The organism is Lysinibacillus sp. RS10 (assembly GCF_041956855.1).
In the GTDB taxonomy this organism is placed as follows: domain Bacteria; phylum Bacillota; class Bacilli; order Bacillales_A; family Planococcaceae; genus Lysinibacillus; species Lysinibacillus xylanilyticus_A.
This window is the reverse complement of record NZ_CP167122.1, coordinates 3,552,177-3,571,647: the sequence shown is the minus strand read 5'-3', so window position 1 is coordinate 3,571,647 and position 19,471 is coordinate 3,552,177. Positions and strand designations below refer to the sequence as shown.

The following is a 19,471-nucleotide window of genomic DNA, read 5'->3' as shown; positions in this document are numbered from 1 at the left end:
GTTTTTCTCGATGCTGGAAACCTAGTAACAGCATTTGTAAATAAACTTGACAGGTTATGACGTTCCCGTCGCACACAAACGTCTAGCACCCTCTATAAGCGTTCCTTGTTTCGCTTTGGGTGTGAATGGTGTTAGCGACCATAACGGCTAGGAGTGGAAGGTCTGAGTGGCTTCGGTTACACAGGATACATCACACATTGTAATTGTTGCCGAGTTTCTCATAACAGTAGAATAGGCATTTACGATATTTGCAGAAGGTGAATATAAGGATTGCAACAACTATCGGGGCAGAAGTAGATTAGTAGATGTATTGTTCGAGAGAGCGCATTTAAACAAGGGCATACGATACGGATACAAGGATATACGGATTCATGAAATTATGCTGAATGTCTTGTCTTATTCCTTTAAGTCATATTTGATTTATTGAGAACTAGGCAAGGCATTTTTGCATTGAGCCGTTTCAACTCAACCGCCTTCATGATAGGGAGGATGAAAACAGTTATCAACTCCAAAATATAAAAAAATTTTTTTCCATTTTTTCTTTAGAAGAATGAATTAGTATTCTAATTACTATTTTTTAAAAACTGCTTAGTGATTTGAATTTTCTATCTTAATCATTAATTTTATTTTTGATTACATATAATTTTTTATTATATGTAAAACAGTGGTTTGTTGTGTAAAAATAGTAATAAAATAACTGTAATATAGTATTTTACCATGGTACTTCACCCTTATTATGGATTTTACGGATTAGAAAATAGGTGATATTCTTAGTTCACCTCAGCGCTGATGGTAAATAACTACCACGAGGTGAAAAAATGACAAAAGAGTTTTATACTATTCCAGAAGAATGGTTTATCAATCAAATAATTCGAAAGTTTCAAGCTTATGCAATTGTAGATATTGAAAATAAAATACAACGATTATTGCTTGAAGACATTAGAGATGAATTTTTTGATGAGAGGATTTCTAAATTGATGGATGAACGTAATTATTACGAAAAAGCTTCAAAAGCTCAATTATTAGATGATCTATTGAAATCAGCTAGAGAGCGTTCCTTTGAAGAAGAAATGAGCTATGCTAAAAGCATATTTGACCTCGTTTTATCGAAGCGGGAGTTCAGTTCATACCATAAAACACTGTAGTTAAAAGTAGTTGAATAATAAGATATTTCAAATATAAAACCTACTATTTTTATGTGTTAAGTAGGCTAAAAGTGAGGGAATTGTATGGATAAAATTATTGATGTAAATTCAGCTGAACTGACTGTTGGTGAAAGTGTCAGAGAAATGGAAACCGTAAAGATTTCAAAGATGTTGGTTGTCAAAGAATTAGTAGAAAGTTATCGTTCTCGGTTATTAGAGAAATATAAAATGATGATTTTTGAAAACTATGAAGATAATTTTACTAACCAGCTAATGAAGGATGCAGTTATGATCATGGATGCATCCGAAGAAGAGATTTTGAAGATGTTCTTTGAAAATGCTCAAATTAAATATGCTGATATGAATTCCGATGAATATTTCAATCGGTTATTTAAAGCAGCACAATGTCTTTAATAACTAAGGAAAAAGTTTAACTTAAATTTTGTGAAGTTGAGAGTAAAATATCCATTTTACTTCATTAAAAAAATTAGAATCAAAGGAGCAAGACAAATGAATTTAACAGTTAAACACTTAGATACAGAGTTAATTGCATACATCGACGAGGCGAAAAATCTTTTCGAACGAAGAGCGAGAATGATAGCTGTGAAAGTTAAAGAGGTAGGTGCAATTCAAAAAGAGGAGCTACCTTATGCAACGGTATTAGCAAAAAGAACGATTGGCGAATACAATCGTACAAAAGGGAAAGTAGATGAAACATACACCGAAGAAATGTATGTTTATGGAACACCTTTTAAAACAGCATTTATGTATATCGTAGAAAACCAAAATCATTTCTTTACGTATTTTAAGTATTTAATTGATACTTATGGCGAAGAGAATATAGAGATTCATCGTACAGATGAAAACTATAGTGCTGAAAGCGTTGTAGCTCTTTTAATAGCAGATCATAAATCTGTTCATAGTGTTCAATATGTAACGTATGAATTTATTAAAGAAGGAAGTATTCGTACTAGCTTTAACGCTAAAGATGATTTAAGAAAACATTTTAAGCTTACAAAAAATGAACTTCAAAAGGCTTTAGAAGATAAGCAGTTTGTGTCTAATGGTCAAGTAGTTTTACTTAAAATTGTGTCTTCGAGCGTTGAAGTAGATTTCCTAAAAGAAACAGAACGAACAGAAGGCTTTATTTGCACCTTAGAAAGAGCTAAATCAAAAGCTCCCGATTTGAAGGAACAAAAAGCATTAGCTAAGCAAATTGCTAGTCTACGTCAAGAACTGAAGATGATTCAAACGCTTCTTGAGGAAGATAATCATCATAACCAAAGAGTTTTAAGCTTAAAGGGAAGAGATCTTGATGTTGTGTGGAAACAAGCTGCAAGCGAATTAAAAGATAAGTATCAATCTCAAAAACAGGCAGTAGCAGAGCTACTAGATGATGGTTTAATTGAATGATTTGAGGAAGGTAGAATAATTGAGTTCGAGAATTTCAACTATATTACATATGATATTATTCGTATGAAAAATATCATTCAAGATTTAAATCGGTATGAATGTGAGATCGGAGAATGTCGTATTTTAGTCAAACTTAAGAGAGAGGTAGTTTGATTAGACTGAATATTCAGTGTAAGGGATGCTGATTTTTAGAATCAAAAGGAGAGTAAATTTGAACTCTCCTTAATCTTGGAGGAATATGGTGTGAATGTTACTGAAGTAATACAACAAGAATATATAGAGTGGCAAAGAGGGGACATTATCACCATTTCCGCTGGTACAGGAAAAGGTAAAAGTCACTTCATAAAAAATACACTTTATGACTATGCCAAAAGCAAAGAGAAGCGTATTTTGTTTTTTCTTCATCGAACTAATACAATAGAACAATTTGAAGCTGAAATTGCTGCTGAAGGAAAAGATGATGTGATTGAATTAATTACATATCAAGGTTTTGAGAAAACTATTATCCTTCAAAATCAACTTGATCTATGGATGTATGAATTTATCATTTGTGATGAATATCATTATTTTGGGAATGATTCTTTATTCAATAAATACACCGACTTATCACTTAATGAAATTATTGAAGGTGCAGATGAACGAGTTGTAGTGCTTATGAGTGCTACTAATGAGTTTATTAAAGAATATTTGCATAACCGCAAATCAATTACTCCAAAAGAATACGTTCTACCAGCCAACTATGATTATCTTAAATCGGTAGAGTTTTATGATGATGAACAGTATTTAATTAATGGATTGAAGGAGCGAGTAGAGAATGGAGAAAAAGCTCTAATCTTTATTGAATCTGCTAATGATTGCTATGAGTTATACAAGCAATTTGAAGAACATAGTATGTTCATCTGTGGAAAAAGTCATAGTAATTATAAGTATGTCGATGAAGAGAAACGTGAGAAGCTGCTAACCAATCAGAAATTTGATAATTTATTCTTATTTACTACTCAAACACTTGATGCTGGGCTAAATATCATTGATGAGAATTTGCACTTTATTATAGTAGATATGGCTGATCCTGATGTGTTGGTTCAGTGTGTAGGAAGAAAGCGAATACGAGATGCAGAATCTGATTATGTGCATTTGGTGGTAAAAAATCGCTCAAATGGGCGATTAGGTCACGATAAAGGAAATTTAACCACTCGAATGAAACACGCCAAGTTTCTTGATGAACATTCTCAAGAAGAATATGATCGCATGTTTTATCGTGAACCTGATCCTTATCAGCTAGTTTACTACGAGCCGCTCCCTAATCAGTTGTATAAAATAGGTGTAAATGAACTTCTCTATGATAGCTATAAGTATAAATATAAGCGTCTTGAAGAAATTCAAGAAATGGCTGGCGGGTATCGTCAGTTTATTGTTGAGTTATTTGGAAAAGAAGGAAGCGTATCAATGGATGCTTATTTAGATTCGAACACTCGTACAGCATTAGAAGAAGCTCATTCTCAAGGGTTGCTATTTTATAGCCAAAAGGAAAAGCAAATTTTTGCAGAGCAATTGGGGTTGAAATCAAATGGCAGGCTTGTAACAGGAGTTAGGAAAATCAATGAGTTGCTAACTACTAAAGAAGCCTCGTTTCGTATTTTCCCACATGAGGCTAAAAAGGATGGAAAGCGATATAAAACAACATGGAGAATTATTCAAATGCCAAAGTGAGAGTGGTTAAAAATGTTGTGAGTATTATTATATACGGACACCAAATTTGACCATCTCGATTTGTATAAATGTAGTCATAAAAATAAAAGATATTTTCATGCACTTTTCGACACAATTGAATAAATGGCAAGCTTGCTTGCGATTTTTCAATGTCGAGAAAATGCAAAGCGAAGATTCAGATTAAAATTATTTATTTTCTGGAGAGCCATTAGCGCAGCGATTGGCGTGTAAGAAATAAATAATTTTTATTCTGGATGCTTTGCTTAATGGTTTTTGTTTGGTTTGTTAGAAAGTTGAAAAGCTTACTAATGGACAAGTAAAAAAAATTTAGCAAACGCACTTAATGCAAGAGTTTCAGACCTCTTAAAAAACACTTAAATAACTATTCTACGGAGGATTAAAGCATGAACAATGAAATTACGGACAAAAAACTAGAGCATTTCACAATAGAAGTTATGGAGTTCTATGAATTTATCAGGGCAATGGCACATAAATTCCACCAAGAGTCTTATGAAATTAATCAATTTGAAATTGCAAAAAAAATAGGTGACTTCTACGATAAAAACTCTACTAAATACAACAACACACAAATTGTTTATCAGTTTATAATGCATGTCAATAAAAGAGATAAGCACGTAATGGAAATGTATCGAGAATTTAAAAGAGCCAAGTCTAGTTTGTAAGATATTACGGATAGGAAATAAACATCCCTACATGATTCATGAAGCTAACTTGAATCATGACACTAAGTCCTTAGCAACCTCTTAGGAGCATATAACAAGCCATTGAGCATTGATAGTGGGGCAGAGAAATCATTTACACAGGTTGTTTGATTGGTGCTACGTAGTCATGTGGAAAGGTATAGGGTTAGTATGAGGGGATAACAAAAGGACTTGCATATATGAAGATTAATCATATACGCAAGTCCTGTTCTTCTTCAACTAAGCGCCTGATTGCGGAAATAACATCTTTATTATTTATAATTTGATTCTCGGTTCTTCTGTGCATTTTTAATATATTCAGATGGATTTTCTGAAAACAGAAACACATTGATTTCGTAGTGTTCTAAATCTTCTTTGGATAAGTTGTTTTTTAAATAACTTTCAACAACTGTGATGTCTTTTTCATCGAAAACTGATACCTCAAGAACAGGGTCAGTATCGCCTATCATGGTGCTTTGAACATTATGTTTAACCCATAAGGAATCCATCACTGCTTCTGTACTGTACGGTTCTTTTTGCGTAAATACAAAAAGTGCAATCCATATAACAGCACATGCTAAAATAAGTATTCCAAACTTACTTTTTACACCCATTTTACACCCTCCATTGCTCGGTATATCAAAGAAATAGAAGCCTTTTTTAACAATCTGACTTGTTAGTTGAACCACCGAGTAATCACTCTTTGGGTATAGTTTAACATATTTACAAATATTGGTGTAGATACGTGTAACACTAACAAGAAAGATAGGCTGTTACCGCAGGCGATACGATAGTGTTTTAGAAAATAGTAAGAATTCATGGAGAATATAATAGTAAAGCTTGATATTAACTAGAGAAGCTTTAAGTATTACATTATCTAAAGGTTCGGAAATGTAATCGAATTTAAATGATATCTTCCATTTGTTATCTGTATAACAGAATTAGCTCAGGGGCTAAAAATGATGTGAGTATTATTATATAGGGACACCAAAATTGACCAAGTATAAAACCCTGTTGAGGGGTTTGGGGACGGACAGAAAGCGTGGTTTTGAATTGCTTTTTATCGGGAGCGTAGCGGGAGATAAAAACACTTCAAAACACTCAGCGTCCCCAAGAATGTAATTCAATGGGTTTGGATGAATATGTTGTAACAGATATTAAAAACAGACACCAAATTTGACCACATGAGCATCATTCATGTGGTCTTGTTATATTTTCACGAGACGATGAGCCCTTTATCTATTTTGATATATTTCCTTTTTCTGTTATATTTGAATTGAGAAAAAATATATTCGTGGAGGAATGAAAAATGAGTAAAGAAAAAGAATTTCAAAGTCTGAATCATTTCAAAGAAAAATTAGCTTCTTTAAGTGACTATGGAAGTGAAGGTTGGGCTCTCTTTGCTTTACAGCTATATTTTGGATTTGAGGATATAGATGATGTGGCAAGTGTGTCTGTGACAGATGGAAAAAACGATAGAAAATGTGACTTAATATATATAGACAAAGAAAATAAGCGTGCTGTGATTATTCAGACTTATTGTTCTACAGGAGATAGAATTGCTAAGTCAGCAAAGAAAAATAAAGCTGGTGATTTGAATACGGCATTAACTTGGGCATTAAATATGGAGCTAGAAGAATTACATTCTTTAATAAGACCTAGAGTTTCAGAATTACGAGATGCTATAAATGAAAATGAGATAGAACAAGTAGATATTTGGTATGTACATAATTGCCATGAACACGAAACTATAAAAACTGAAATGCTTGCTGTTGAAAAAACAGCAAGATCTATCTTAAATACATATTATGCTGATATAAAATTAAAAGTATCGGCTTTAGAAGTAGGTATTGAGACAATTGAAGAATGGTATATGTCAACAAAAGCTAAAATTTTAGTTGATAAGCAATTTGAAGTGAAAACTTTGGGTGGTTATGAGTATGAAACGGATGATTGGAAGGTATATAGTACTGCTGTAACAGCTGAATGGATTCACTCTTTATTTAAAAAATATGGAGATAAATTATTTTCAGCAAACATAAGAAATTATTTGGGTAGTATGAAATCAAAAGGTAATGTTAATAATGGAATAAAAGATACTGTATCAAACGAGCCAAAGAATTTTCTAGTTTATAATAACGGTATAACAGCATTAGTAAATGATATTCAAGTTTTCAAAAGAACAAGAAGTAAGTCTAGCTTTAAACAAAAGATAAAAGTTAATGGTATCTCTATAGTGAATGGTGCGCAGACAACAGGTGCGATGGGGCAGTTTGAAAATGTTAGCTCAGATGCAATTATTCCAATAAGATTTATTGAATCCAATCAAAGAAAAGTAGTAAATAGCGTTATTAAGTACAATAATAGTCAAAATGTTGTACAAGTTTCTGATTTTAGAAGTACTGATATATTTCAAGAAAGATTAAGAGATGAGTTCCTCTCTAATTATCCAAAGTTAAAATATTTGGGGGGGAGAAGAGGAAACGGGAAAGACACAATTAGTAGGGATAGAAATTTATTAGTCTCAGATCAAGTTGCTCAATCTCTCATGGCATTTCATGATAATCCAACAGATGCAACACATTCTAAGTCGAAAATTTGGGAATATGACGAGTTATATTCTATTATATTTAACGAGAATACAACAGCAGATCATATTGTTTTTGTATACTCAATTTATAAAGCACTTATTGAATATAAACAAACATTAAAAGATAAAAGTAAAATTAAGGACAATTTAACTACAAAAGATGAGAATATTTTAAGTTTCTTTAGTCATACAGGTTCTATTTATTTAATGGTGACTGTTATTTCTACAATTTTAGAGGAAATAGTTGAAAAGAAGATTGCATCCAAATTTTCTATTTGCTTTAAAGAAGATATGGAATTTGAAGATTATGTGGATGAATGGAAGAAGGTCTTTCCAATGATAATGCCATTAGCTCCAAACGCTTTAACACCTGCATTTAATAATAAATTAAAAAATGTGGAAGAAGTTAAACAAGCAATTGCTCAAATAAAAAGTTTGGTGGAAGCTACTAAAGAAACAAACCAAGAAAAATATAATTCTCTGAAAGCTTTAATTCAATTTAATTAATCAATGGTCATGTGGGAGCACAGTATACACCTGCATATATTGTTTTGATTATTAAACAATATAAAATGATTTTGTGTCTATAAAACCATCGTTTAGTAGACATTTTGAAGACGGAGCGTAAATTAACGTTTATGCTCTGTTTTTTTATTGTATTTGTCTATAAACTCGTCTATTGTTAAAAGTGTATAAAACATATGAGTAAATAGAAAAGAGTGGTATTGTGGGAAGGGTTATTGGTTATTGTCGTGTAAGTACAGAAGAGCAAAATTTAGATATGCAAGAGCAAGCTATTGAACGCTATGCTAAAGAAAAAGGATTAGAACTTATTTTGTATGTTGAAAAAATATCAAGTCGTAAAGTGGAGAGGCAGGAACTTGAACATGCAATGAAAGCAGCAACTAATGGAGATCTTTTTGTTGTGCATAAATTAGATCGTTTAGCTAGAAGCACAAAAGAGTTATTTAAATTAACAGATGATCTAAATGAGAAGGGCGTAGAATTTGTTTCAATAAACGATGCATTTGATACAACTACTCCAACAGGTAAAGCTATGTTTGGTATGTTAGCGGTATTTGCAGAATTTGAACGTGACATTATTCAGCAGCGAACAAAAGCAGGATTAGAGAGTGCAAGAAAGCGTGGACGACTTGGTGGAAGACCAGCTATCGATGAGAAAACTAAGAAACATGTGAGAGCTTTATTTGAATCAGGTGAAAGTGCAAATGATATTGCTAAAGAATATGGGATAGGTAGAGCAACAGTATATAAAATAATAAAGGGAAAATGAGTGTAAAAATTCTGTTTAATGGTACAATTTAACTGTTGAAATAATTGGGTAAGGTTTTTTTCAAATGTTAAGTGGTTAGAAGCTAATAAGATTTTGTGAAATTTGGATAGAATTGAAACGCACGTTTATTGAAAAATGCTGAAGTAAAATCATTATTTTATTGTTTGATTAGGAAGAATTAATGGGTTTTTTTAGAATTTATGTATGCATCATAATTTGTTCTCAAGTGCCAAAGAATTTCAAATTAGTTTCTTTAGCTTATAAAGTTATACATATGGGCTATATTTCCGATATTTGAGTGCAACTATAAATGGGACTACCACTACCCAATTAATTCATGAAAATAAGATTAATAAATGAGACGACAGATTTTAAAGGAGATGAGACAATGTATACAGCATATCTACAAGAAAGATTAGAAACATTAAAATCTTTAATAGATGATACTGGTGTAAGACCTATTTTTTTTATTGGTTCAGGCATGTCAAGAAGATATATCAATGCTCCTGATTGGAAAGGTTTATTAGAATTTCTGATTAAAAATAATCCACTATGTAAATATCCAATAGCATATTATATTCAAAACAATTCAGATAACCCAAGTATAGCTTCACAATTAATAGAAGAGTATAAAGAATATGCTTGGAGTGTATATAAAGAAGGGATTTTTCCAGAAGATTTATATGAACCAAATTATCCTAAGAGTATTTTTTTAAAATATATGATATGTGAATATTTCAATGAATTAATGAATGGTTTTAATTACACCGCTAATGAAGAACTAATGTCATTAAAACAATTAAAACCACATGCAATTATTACTACAAATTATGATACTTTATTAGAAAATCTTTTTGAAGATTATGAAGTGGTAGTAGGACAGCAAGTAATTAAATCTAAAAAAGCTACTCAAATTGGGCAGATCCTTAAAATACATGGATGCGTTACTCAAATGGAAGAGGTAGTTATATCTTTAGAAGACTACGAAAAGTTCATAATTAAACAAAAGTATTTGATTGCAAAATTATTAACTTATTTTGTAGAACATCCAATTATTTTCCTAGGGTACTCTATATCGGATGATAATATCAAAGGTATTTTAAAAGATATTGCTGAGGTTGTATGTGATAGTCCAGAAAGAGTTGTAGAGAATATTTGGTTTATTGAATGGACAAAAGAAAAGATAGAGGAATCTTATAGACCTTTAAGCGATAAATCCATTGATTTAGGAGATGGTAAAAGTATCCGTATCAATTATATATTACTGAATGATTACTTAGATATTTTTAAATCTCTAATGAAGTTTGATCTATCTTCAATAGATGCCTTGAGAGTTTTTGAGGAAAGGGTTTTTAATATCGTGAAAAGCAAATCTATTTCTCAGTTAGAAGTTGATTTTCTAACCATTCAAAGAATAGGCAACGAGGAAAAACTAGCGGAATTATTAGGAATTAAGAATAATGATAAAACAGAGCCTATGGGTCATGGGGCAGTGAGTTTATTAGGTTTGGGTATAGTATCAGAACCAGAAACTATTAAAGTTCAATATTGTTTAACCCTTACTGATGTTGCCAAAGCATTAGGTTTTACTTATTGGTATCCAGCCAATGAGTTAATAAATAAAGTGTATGAAGAAACTGGTGTAAACATCAAAGAAAGTAGTAACAATTACCATGTAGATCTAGGTATTAAAGAAAAACAAGTACAACATAGATATTCTAAAGATGCGGTTGCGTTACTAAAGTTAGTTAGAGATGACGAAAACTATTTTGTATATGATGAAGCGAAAACTAAGATTTACCCTTCAAAATATCATTATAGTAAATAAGCCACTTAATAGAATATCTTATTTATGGAGGAAAAAATGCTTATAGTAATTGATTCTAACGTTATAAGAAAGAGTTTCTCTTTAAAATCTGATGACTTCAGGAATTTATTTGATTTTATAAAAAAAACTAATTCAAAAACTATTATAACGCAAATTGTTTATGAAGAAATAATGAACTTATATAAAAAAGAACTACAAAAAAGTTTCGAAGGATATGAAAAAAATTTTAGACAAGTAAATGCATTATTAGTAGAAAAACAAACACCAATTTCAATTGAAATTGATGAACAAGTTAATGAATATAGACAGTATCTACTAACTACATTAGATTTTTCTGAAGATGAAATTGTTCCGTATAAAGCAGACTATTTATTTGAAGTGACTAGAAGAGCAATAAATAGAATTAAACCTTGTTCAGATAAAGGAGAAGAATTTAGAGACACTATACTATGGTTAACTTTATTGGATATAGTAAGGTTTAATATAGATGAAAAAGTAGTGTTCATTTCACATAATATTAAAGAATTTGCCTCAGAAGGAAAGGAAACAGATGAATTACATAAAAGCTTAATTCTAGATTTAGAATCTTTTGGAGGGCAATTAGAATACTTTACTTCGTTAGGAAATTTCATCAAAAATCAATCAAGTAAGTTAAGTTTCATTACTGAAGAATGGTTTGATAGTGAAGTAGATATCGATATGATAAATATTGATGTATTAAATAATATTGAGAAGACTGATTATTCGTATTTACAAGATTATGCGCAGGATCGATATGAGTTAACACATGCAAATATTAATATAATCTCGATAGACCTTCGGATTTTTGATTATTATGTCTATGAAAAAAATGATGGAACCTTATATTTAGAACTTGTTTTAGAAGGTGAATGTGAAGTTGAGTGTGAAGTGCCACAAGTAAGGAGAATAAATTCTAAATATAAACAGGAGTATGTATTTAATGCAAAAACAGGAGATTTCGATATAGAGCTAGTATTAAATGAAGACTCGGATGACTATTTTGATGATTATAAATATGAATACTTTTACAAGAATTATAAAGTCACAATTTCAGCTGAAATCTACGAAGAAAAGATAGTAAAGTGGTTTGTCAAAGATTATGAAGTAGATTAAATTTTTATCTCATTGTAAATTTTGAGAAGGACGATTCTGATTCCTTTAAAAAAATTTTGTAATTGATGAATGTCTATTATGCACTTTCAAAGTTTGACCGAATCCCTAATTGGGAGTAAAAATGTTCAAATTATGGGTATAAATAACTTCTATAAGGTAATGGAGATAAAGTTACTAAGCAGTCGGTCGGGGTTCGAATCCGTATTGGGAATTACTAAACACTCTTCATTTTTGTAGGGTGTTTTTTTACAAATTTAAGAAGCTGATACATTTCGTTCTTACCTATTTTAACTAGCAGTTAATTATTAGATTAACAGTGTGTTAAGTGAATAGAAGCATGGCTGAAGGTAAATGTAAGAGCGTTGAATGGCTTGTGAGTGTATCTGTGAAGTCACATGAACAAAACGTTAAAGCAGCTAGGGTATAAGAATAGTAATAAAGCGAGATAGCTCAAGTATCTATCTCGTTTTACTTTTATATTGGGGAATGTAGTGAAATAAAGGGGGGCTATTTTCCGATAAATTAGTGTTTTATACACTAATATAAAGCGCTCCCAATACACGTATGGAAATTGACTTTGAAAACGGAACGACATGTCCATTATTTAAAATATAACGTTGTAAGCAGGGGGTCACCAGCTACAATTGAGGACAAGAATTACATGATTTAAACGGATTTTTCTGTTTTGATAAAAAGCGTAAAACCCGTATATATCATTGGTTGGCGAGCGTGCTGTATGTTATTACGAGTAAGCCACCAGCAACGATTGAGTCGGAATAATAAAAATAAGCTTAGAATCCTTTATTGAAACGGGTTCTAAGCTCTTTTCGTTTTCTTTTGTAAACAAACTGCAAACAATAACTTTATTTTCCTAATCCGATTTCATAAAATTCTCCACTTGCAAGCTTCTTTTCTAATAAAAGACCTTCATACTGTTCTTTGATAAAATAGTTTTGAAGATCAAATTCACCTTTAAGAAAAACGTCTATAATTCTTTTTAATAATGATTCCGCATAACGTTCTGCAAAATTCACTAAGTAAGGTACAAGGTTTTTTGCTATATAACCATTATGTACAATTTGATTTCTAGACTTATATATATAATCAATGGTTAACTTAACTTCATCTTTTTTATTTCGCAGTATATGTAAAGCCTTTTTATTATCTTGGTAAAAATCAAGAGTATCTTCAATAGTGTCTAGAAAGCTCTCTTTAGAGGTATAAGACATTAATTCATTCATTCGTTTATAAAAATTAACCAATGATACTTCTGAATCTTCAGACCGTGCTTTGTAAATACCAACATCTTCGATAAATTCTTTAGGTATATTTATAGAATTATCATTTGCAAATGAGTGGGTAGAATAACGATTTGTTAATGAGAAGAGGTCATGAATTGGTCTGAATTTTTCCCAAAGAAAATATATATTAGATACGGTTTCTTTAATAAAACTAAATTTAGACTCATTATTTTTTTTTGAGATGTTTGCTAAACTTTCAAGACAAATCCAATAATTCAAAAGCTTATTCTCATCTGTTTCCCAAATAGATTTAGACATTAATTCTATTACATTAGTAATGGAATTAGATTCTATAAACATATTTCTTTCTTGTAGCATATCAATTACTTTAGAATAATCTTCTAGTTTTTTATACTTTGCACTACTAAAAACGATTGGAGAATCTTTGCTAAGAATCCTTCTAAAAACTCTATCATCTCTATCTAAACCGAATGCTGTACCGAAATAACCATACTCAACATCTACTTTTTTCCCAATATACTGTCCATCCCAGTAAATTTCCTTATACTTATTGGCAAATTTCAAGTTTGCTAAACTTAAAAAAATCATATATTTTTCTTCTGCAATTTTTTTTGCAACAGTACTAGAAATAGCATGTACTTTAATTATTGCATTACATCTACTATTATTTTTATCGTTATTATCTTCTTCGGGGTCAGTGTTAAATTTTTCGTTAAACCAATCGTCTTTTGGCATTTTTTCCTCATGGGTAGGATCATATACATGAAAACCAAAAATTTTTTCCTCTCTAACTTTAAGAGAGGGAGCAATCATTCCCCATGCAGGGAAAATAAAAAAATATGCGCTTTTCTCTGATAGTAAATTATTTCTAAATATATCTAATCTATCTTCTAAACATAATTTATCGATATATTCTTTGGCTTGATAAGGAGACAAATCAGATGGAGTATATTCAAATAAGATTAAGGGCTCTTCGTCTCCCATTTGATACGTGTTTAATATATTACTAAATAATTTTTTTATATCTTCTATATCCCTACCTGAAGTTACTAGTTCTACAATAATATCTTTGGTTAAATTTTTTATTTTAATTCTATCTTTTTTTGAAAATAATTTCTTTTTAATGATTATTAATAATTCATCAAATAATAACTGTGCAAAATTCTCATTAGATAATTTTTGGGAAAGTTCCTTAGCGATAATATAAACTGCTTGACCGTCTTTTTTCTCTAATTTCTCTTTTAAAATTTGCAATTCAACTCTGTATAAATTCATATGTCTTTCACTAATGAAATTTTCGATTAATTTTATATAAACTTTGCGGTTGTTATCACTTTCGAATTTATTTAATTCATATTCATTAATAACATCTGATAAAACCACGTGAATATTAACTATCTCAATCCCTATTGAACCATTTTTGACTTTATTTGAGCACGAAGCCCATTCTTCATACCAATATACTAATGTTTTACTATATAAAGAATCGTTGTTAAATTGATCTAATTGCAAAGATTACACCCCACTTTGTTATGAAAAAAGGTGGTATTTTCCACCTTTTAAAATTATATCATTATTTAATTGTTTTCTTTTAATAAATTAGTGGCAACCTAAATTTGAGTATGATATTGGATTTTAAGTATGTAATTTTGTATGGTGATTGAATTAAGGGCAGGGGCATGGTTTCCGATATTGAGGTAGGGTATCTTCCTATTGATATGTAACCTGATAGACTCACACGAATTGAGGTTATGAATGAAACGAGAGCGACCTGAATATACTTGTAATTGGCTAACAACTCCATTACAATGGATACTAACAGTTGAACATATTAGTGTTCATTACTTTTTAAACTATTGATATTCATGCTTTTTCACGCTAATTCACTCATGAACTTACTTTTTAGGTATGGAGCCTGTTGTAGGTGATTCACTATATAAAATGATCGTAGCTGGAATCTTGCCATTTAATATTGTGAAAGGTATTTTAATAACGGTCATCATGGCGTTACTATTCACAACAATGCGTAAATGGATTATTAATCAGCGTTCCATGTACTTAACAAAATAATTAGGCGAAACCTCGAGTTGTTAATTGCTCGAGGTTTTTTATGTGAGAATGTTAAACAAGAATTGAAGTGACGGGTAGAAATTTATTATCTAGTCGATTTTAGTATTTTAGTGTAAAATAAGGAAGAGTTTAGAATGTTAGAGGAGTTTGAAGAGATGAGTGAACAAAAGAGTCAGTGGTCTAGTAAACTAGGCTTTATTTTGGCGTCGGCAGGAGCTGCAATTGGACTGGGGGCAATTTGGAAGCTTCCATATGTTACTGGGCAAAGTGGTGGGGGAGCGTTTTTCCTTATTTTTGTTTTCTTTACTTTGTTAATTGGTTTACCGATGTTATTATCAGAATACGTTTTAGGACGTGGTACACAGTCGGAGGCTGTGACTGCATATAAAAAAATTGCACCAACAAAAACAGGCTGGGCATGGGTTGGCCGAATGGGCGTGCTGGGCTGTTTTTTATTGTTAACTTTTTACAGCGTTGTAGGAGGCTGGATCTTTATATATAGTGGGCTTGGTGTAACTGGGGCTGTTATTGATCCTGCAAATGATCCAAGTGAATTATTTGGAAAGATTGTAGGAACGCCTTGGATTACATTACTAGGTTTAGGGTTGTTTACGCTGATAAATGTACTAGTCATTTCGCTTGGCGTGCAAAATGGTATAGAGAAGGCTAATAAGTGGATGATGCCTTTATTATTTGTCATGTTTATAGTGCTTGTTGTGCGGGCAGTAACGTTGGATGGAGCAATGGAAGGTGTTAAATTCTTCTTGTGGCCGGATTTTTCCAATATTAACGGCAAGGCTGTATTGGAAGCGTTAGGGCAGTCCTTTTTTGGTTTAGCAGTAGGATTTTCTTGTCTTGTGACGTACAGTTCATATTTAAAAAAGGATGTGAGTTTGCCTAACTCGGCGGGCTCTGTTGTACTCTTAACTGTGCTTGTATCGTTTTTAGCAGGATTAGCGATTTTCCCTGTTGTGTTTGCTTTTGATTTAGAGCCTGCAGCTGGACCGGGTTTGCTATTTATGGTTCTGCCAACAGCGTTTAGTCAAATGCCATTTGGTGAGATGTTCTTAGCGATGTTTTTATTATTATTTTTATTTGCAACGCTAACCTCTTCCTTCAGTTTATATGAAATAATCGTAGCGGCATTTATTGAAAAAGGTCGTATGTCTCGTTCTGCATTGGCAATGTTGTTAGGTGTAGTAGTCTTTATTGCCGCAATCCCAGCGGCGCTTTCATCAAGTACATTAGCAGATGTATCAATCTTTGGAAAAACAATTTTTGATGCAACAGACTTTTTAGTATCAAATTTAATGCTTCCGTTAGGTAACTTATTGATTGCGATCTTTATTGCCTATGTAGTGGATAAAGAATTTGTGAAGAAGGAATTGTTGATAGGTAGTCAAATGGGACAGGGGTTCTATTCATTATATCGTCTATTGATGTTAATCGTAGTACCTGTTGTGATTATTGTTGTGTTAGTAAATATGCTTTTACAATATTAAAGAGAGTAGGTTGTATTTCATTTAACTGGAATACAACCTACTTTTTATAATTGAGAATCAACGAGTGCTCTTGCATCCTATCCATCTAAAAATAAGATTACTATATTCGAAAAAAACGATGTGAGAAAACATGACATGTCTATTGCGTTTTTTGTCCTTTTAATGTATTTTTAAAACAGTTATAAAGAAATGATGTTAACAAAAATTACATTGGAGTGGTGAAAAATGAAACATTATACAAAAGAAGCCATTGTACGTCGAGTGAAGGAAGAAAATGTGAAATTTATTCGCCTACAATTTACGGATATATTAGGAACGATAAAAAATGTTGAAATACCAGTTAGCCAATTAGAAAAAGCATTGGACAATAAAGTGATGTTTGATGGTTCATCTATTGAAGGTTTTGTGCGAATTGAAGAATCAGATATGTACTTACGTCCTGACTTTAGCACCTTCGTGATTTTTCCTTGGACTGCTGAGAAGGGGAAAGTGGCACGCTTTATTTGTGATATTGCTAGACCAGATGGTACACCGTTTGAGGGGGATCCACGCTCAAATCTTAAACGAATTTTAAAGGAGATGGAGGAGTTAGGTTTTACTTCATTTAATTTAGGACCTGAGCCGGAGTTTTTCTTATTTAAGTTAGATGAAAAAGGACACCCAACACTTGAGCTAAACGATAGTGGAGGATACTTCGATTTAGCTCCGACAGACCTAGGTGAGAACTGTCGACGTGATATCGTATTAGAGCTAGAAGAAATGGGTTTTGAAATCGAAGCCTCTCATCATGAGGTTGCCCCAGGTCAGCATGAAATCGACTTTAAGTATGCAAATGCTATCGAAGCTTGTGATAATATTCAAACGTTTAAACTTGTTGTAAAAACAATCGCTGCACAGCATGGACTGCATGCAACCTTTATGCCAAAGCCATTATTTGGCGTCAATGGTTCCGGAATGCATTTCAACTTATCCTTATTTGAAGGGGATAAAAATGCGTTTTATGATGAAAATGCAGAATTACAATTGAGCCAAACAGCCCGTAGTTTTATGGCAGGAATTATAGAACATGTACATGGTTTTACAGCAATTACAAACCCACTCGTTAATTCCTATAAACGCTTAGTGCCTGGCTATGAAGCCCCTTGCTATGTAGCATGGTCTGCTCAAAATCGGTCACCACTTATTCGAATTCCAGCCGCACGAGGGCTTTCAACACGTGTCGAGCTTCGTTCTGTCGATCCAGCAGCAAATCCATATTTAGCGATGGCTGTTATTTTAGCATCTGGGCTCGATGGAATTCGCAAAGATCTAACCCCTCCAGACGCTGTAGATCGAAATATTTATAAAATGACACGAGATGAGCGAGAATTAAATGGCATTGACAGTCTCCCGGCATCATTGGAATATGCACTTATTGAACTCGAAATGGATCCTATCGTACGTGAAGCACTTGGAGATCATATCTTTGAGAAATTTACAGCTGCTAAAGAAATAGAATGGAATAAATACCGTACATGTGTCCACAATTGGGAGAGGGAAGAATATTTGAAAATGTATTAGAAGAGGAGTGTTGGAGCTTTGGTGCTCCAACACTTTTTTGATCCAAAATGTGAGGGATTGAGTGTCAAAGAAGAAGGCTATCCCTATTTTTCATTGATAGGGATAACTATTTTAGTTAGGTAGTTCACTTTGGATAATTAATTTGTATTTTTCATTTAGTTCTTGGTCAAAAATATAAATATCATTTTCAGCTGGATATCTAAACAAATAAGGTGCTTCCAACCAACCATCTTCGACCAATAAATGATCCTTTATCTTAAATTTTTTATAGTATTTATAAGCATTAGTATCTAAAAATACTTGATTATTAAAATCAGTGAGAAGATTATTTACATCTAACATATCCGAAACAACTTCTTGAGTATGATTGGTCGAAGCGTCATAAAAAATCAGCTTACGATCACCAGTTGGCGATTCAGAAGGTTCGTCAAACGTTAGGTAAACCCATTGTTGATCACTTAGTAGCCTTGCAGAACCAATAAATTCATATGAACTTTTAAATTCTTTTATTTCTTTATTTTTAATATCATACAAATAGAGGTATCCAACTTGATCTTTTTTATCAGTAAATAATATTTTCCCATCCTTTGCAGACAAATCCGTATTCATATAAGTATTTAAATTAAATATACTAATTGTTTCGTCTGTTTTGAGATTCTTAAGCATAACTTCCGCTTTTTCAACTTTTCTGTCGATTTTAATCCAAGCTGCATAATCCCCAATTAGTATGGGAAAATAATTAGTAACATTTTCTTTATTTTCTTTTGTCAATGGTTGAATTTCTTGCGTCTTTAAATTCATAAAATATGGATTTAGATACCCTCCATGTTCATCAGTATCTACCCACAATAACCAAGCATCATTTAATTCTACCCCTTGAACTGATGGCAATTTAAATTTGCTATTAAATATTGTTTTGTATTTCTGAGTCTTACGATTGTATTGAACAATTTTATTATCAAGAGAAGGGCTCTTTTGATCTACGCTCATATAAATATAGTCAGCATTCCCCCTATATGAGTGAATATTAGTAAAAGGTACGTCTACTGTTTTATTAAAATCTTTATCGATTATTTGATAATAATTTGAACTTTGGGGTTTAATCAAAGATCTATTTGCCTGTACACCATAATATACAGCTTTAAAAACAATGAATAGGAATATAGCTGCACAAGATAGTATTATTGTTCTCTCTATTATTTTCAATTGAATCTCTCCGTTTAGATTGATTAAAAGAAGATTTCTCTGTCTTGAATTTTTAG

At 31.8% G+C, this 19,471-nt stretch carries 15 protein-coding genes; 12 read left to right on the top strand and 3 right to left on the bottom strand.

Annotated elements, in window-relative coordinates:
• The first annotated feature begins 818 nt into the window (after positions 1-818).
• From ACB089_RS18215 to ACB089_RS18195, 5 genes are all read left to right on the top strand, one after another.
• On the top strand, positions 819-1,145 hold the full coding sequence (locus ACB089_RS18215; RefSeq protein WP_374963273.1) for a hypothetical protein: 327 nt from the start codon (positions 819-821) through the stop codon (positions 1,143-1,145).
• Between the two features lie 84 nt (positions 1,146-1,229).
• Entirely contained in the window at positions 1,230-1,559 is a 330-nt protein-coding gene (locus tag ACB089_RS18210; RefSeq protein ID WP_374963272.1) for a hypothetical protein, read from the top strand.
• Positions 1,560-1,655: 96 nt separating this feature from the next.
• Positions 1,656-2,558, top strand: a complete 903-nt coding sequence (locus ACB089_RS18205) for a hypothetical protein (RefSeq protein ID WP_374963271.1) — start codon at positions 1,656-1,658, stop codon at positions 2,556-2,558.
• A gap of 243 nt (positions 2,559-2,801) precedes the next feature.
• Positions 2,802-4,268: a DEAD/DEAH box helicase family protein gene (locus tag ACB089_RS18200; RefSeq protein ID WP_374963269.1), complete on the top strand. Its 1,467-nt coding sequence runs from the start codon at positions 2,802-2,804 to the stop codon at positions 4,266-4,268.
• 404 nt (positions 4,269-4,672) lie between these two features.
• Positions 4,673-4,951 (top strand): hypothetical protein, encoded by a 279-nt coding sequence (locus ACB089_RS18195; RefSeq protein ID WP_374963268.1) that lies wholly within the window; start codon positions 4,673-4,675, stop codon positions 4,949-4,951.
• 290 nt (positions 4,952-5,241) lie between these two features.
• Here the strand turns inward: ACB089_RS18195 and ACB089_RS18190 are convergent, their stop codons facing one another.
• Positions 5,242-5,583 (bottom strand): hypothetical protein, encoded by a 342-nt coding sequence (locus ACB089_RS18190; protein WP_374963266.1) that lies wholly within the window; start codon positions 5,581-5,583, stop codon positions 5,242-5,244.
• A gap of 695 nt (positions 5,584-6,278) precedes the next feature.
• On the opposite strand from ACB089_RS18190, the gene ACB089_RS18185 reads away from it, so the two are divergent.
• The 4 genes from ACB089_RS18185 (at position 6,279) to ACB089_RS18170 (ending at position 11,815) form a co-directional block, all read left to right on the top strand.
• Positions 6,279-8,066, top strand: coding sequence for an AIPR family protein (locus tag ACB089_RS18185; protein WP_374963264.1), 1,788 nt, complete (start codon positions 6,279-6,281; stop codon positions 8,064-8,066).
• A 220-nt stretch (positions 8,067-8,286) separates the two neighbouring features.
• Positions 8,287-8,853, top strand: coding sequence for a recombinase family protein (locus ACB089_RS18180; protein WP_374963262.1), 567 nt, complete (start codon positions 8,287-8,289; stop codon positions 8,851-8,853).
• A gap of 388 nt (positions 8,854-9,241) precedes the next feature.
• The gene (locus tag ACB089_RS18175) at positions 9,242-10,681 is read left to right on the top strand and encodes an SIR2 family protein (protein WP_374963261.1); all 1,440 of its coding nucleotides are present in this window, start codon (positions 9,242-9,244) and stop codon (positions 10,679-10,681) included.
• A 36-nt stretch (positions 10,682-10,717) separates the two neighbouring features.
• Positions 10,718-11,815, top strand: a complete 1,098-nt coding sequence (locus ACB089_RS18170; RefSeq protein ID WP_374963259.1) for a PIN domain-containing protein — start codon at positions 10,718-10,720, stop codon at positions 11,813-11,815.
• 863 nt (positions 11,816-12,678) lie between these two features.
• On the opposite strand, the gene ACB089_RS18165 is transcribed toward ACB089_RS18170, so the two are convergent.
• Positions 12,679-14,589 (bottom strand): hypothetical protein, encoded by a 1,911-nt coding sequence (locus tag ACB089_RS18165; protein ID WP_374963257.1) that lies wholly within the window; start codon positions 14,587-14,589, stop codon positions 12,679-12,681.
• 429 nt (positions 14,590-15,018) lie between these two features.
• On the opposite strand from ACB089_RS18165, the gene ACB089_RS18160 reads away from it, so the two are divergent.
• The 3 genes from ACB089_RS18160 to glnA all read left to right on the top strand — a co-directional run bounded on the left by ACB089_RS18160 (position 15,019) and on the right by glnA (position 18,209).
• Positions 15,019-15,147 carry a hypothetical protein gene (locus tag ACB089_RS18160; RefSeq protein ID WP_374963255.1) on the top strand — a complete coding sequence of 43 codons (129 nt, stop codon included), beginning with the start codon at positions 15,019-15,021 and terminating at the stop codon, positions 15,145-15,147.
• Between the two features lie 155 nt (positions 15,148-15,302).
• Complete coding sequence (locus ACB089_RS18155; RefSeq protein ID WP_374963253.1) at positions 15,303-16,649, top strand: sodium-dependent transporter; 1,347 nt, start codon at positions 15,303-15,305, stop codon at positions 16,647-16,649.
• A gap of 225 nt (positions 16,650-16,874) precedes the next feature.
• On the top strand, positions 16,875-18,209 hold the full coding sequence (glnA, locus tag ACB089_RS18150; RefSeq protein ID WP_374963251.1) for a type I glutamate--ammonia ligase: 1,335 nt from the start codon (positions 16,875-16,877) through the stop codon (positions 18,207-18,209).
• Between the two features lie 111 nt (positions 18,210-18,320).
• On the opposite strand, the gene ACB089_RS18145 is transcribed toward glnA, so the two are convergent.
• A complete protein-coding gene (locus tag ACB089_RS18145) occupies positions 18,321-19,415 on the bottom strand; it encodes a hypothetical protein (RefSeq protein ID WP_374963249.1) in 1,095 nt (364 codons plus the stop codon).
• Between the last annotated feature and the right edge of the window lie 56 nt (positions 19,416-19,471).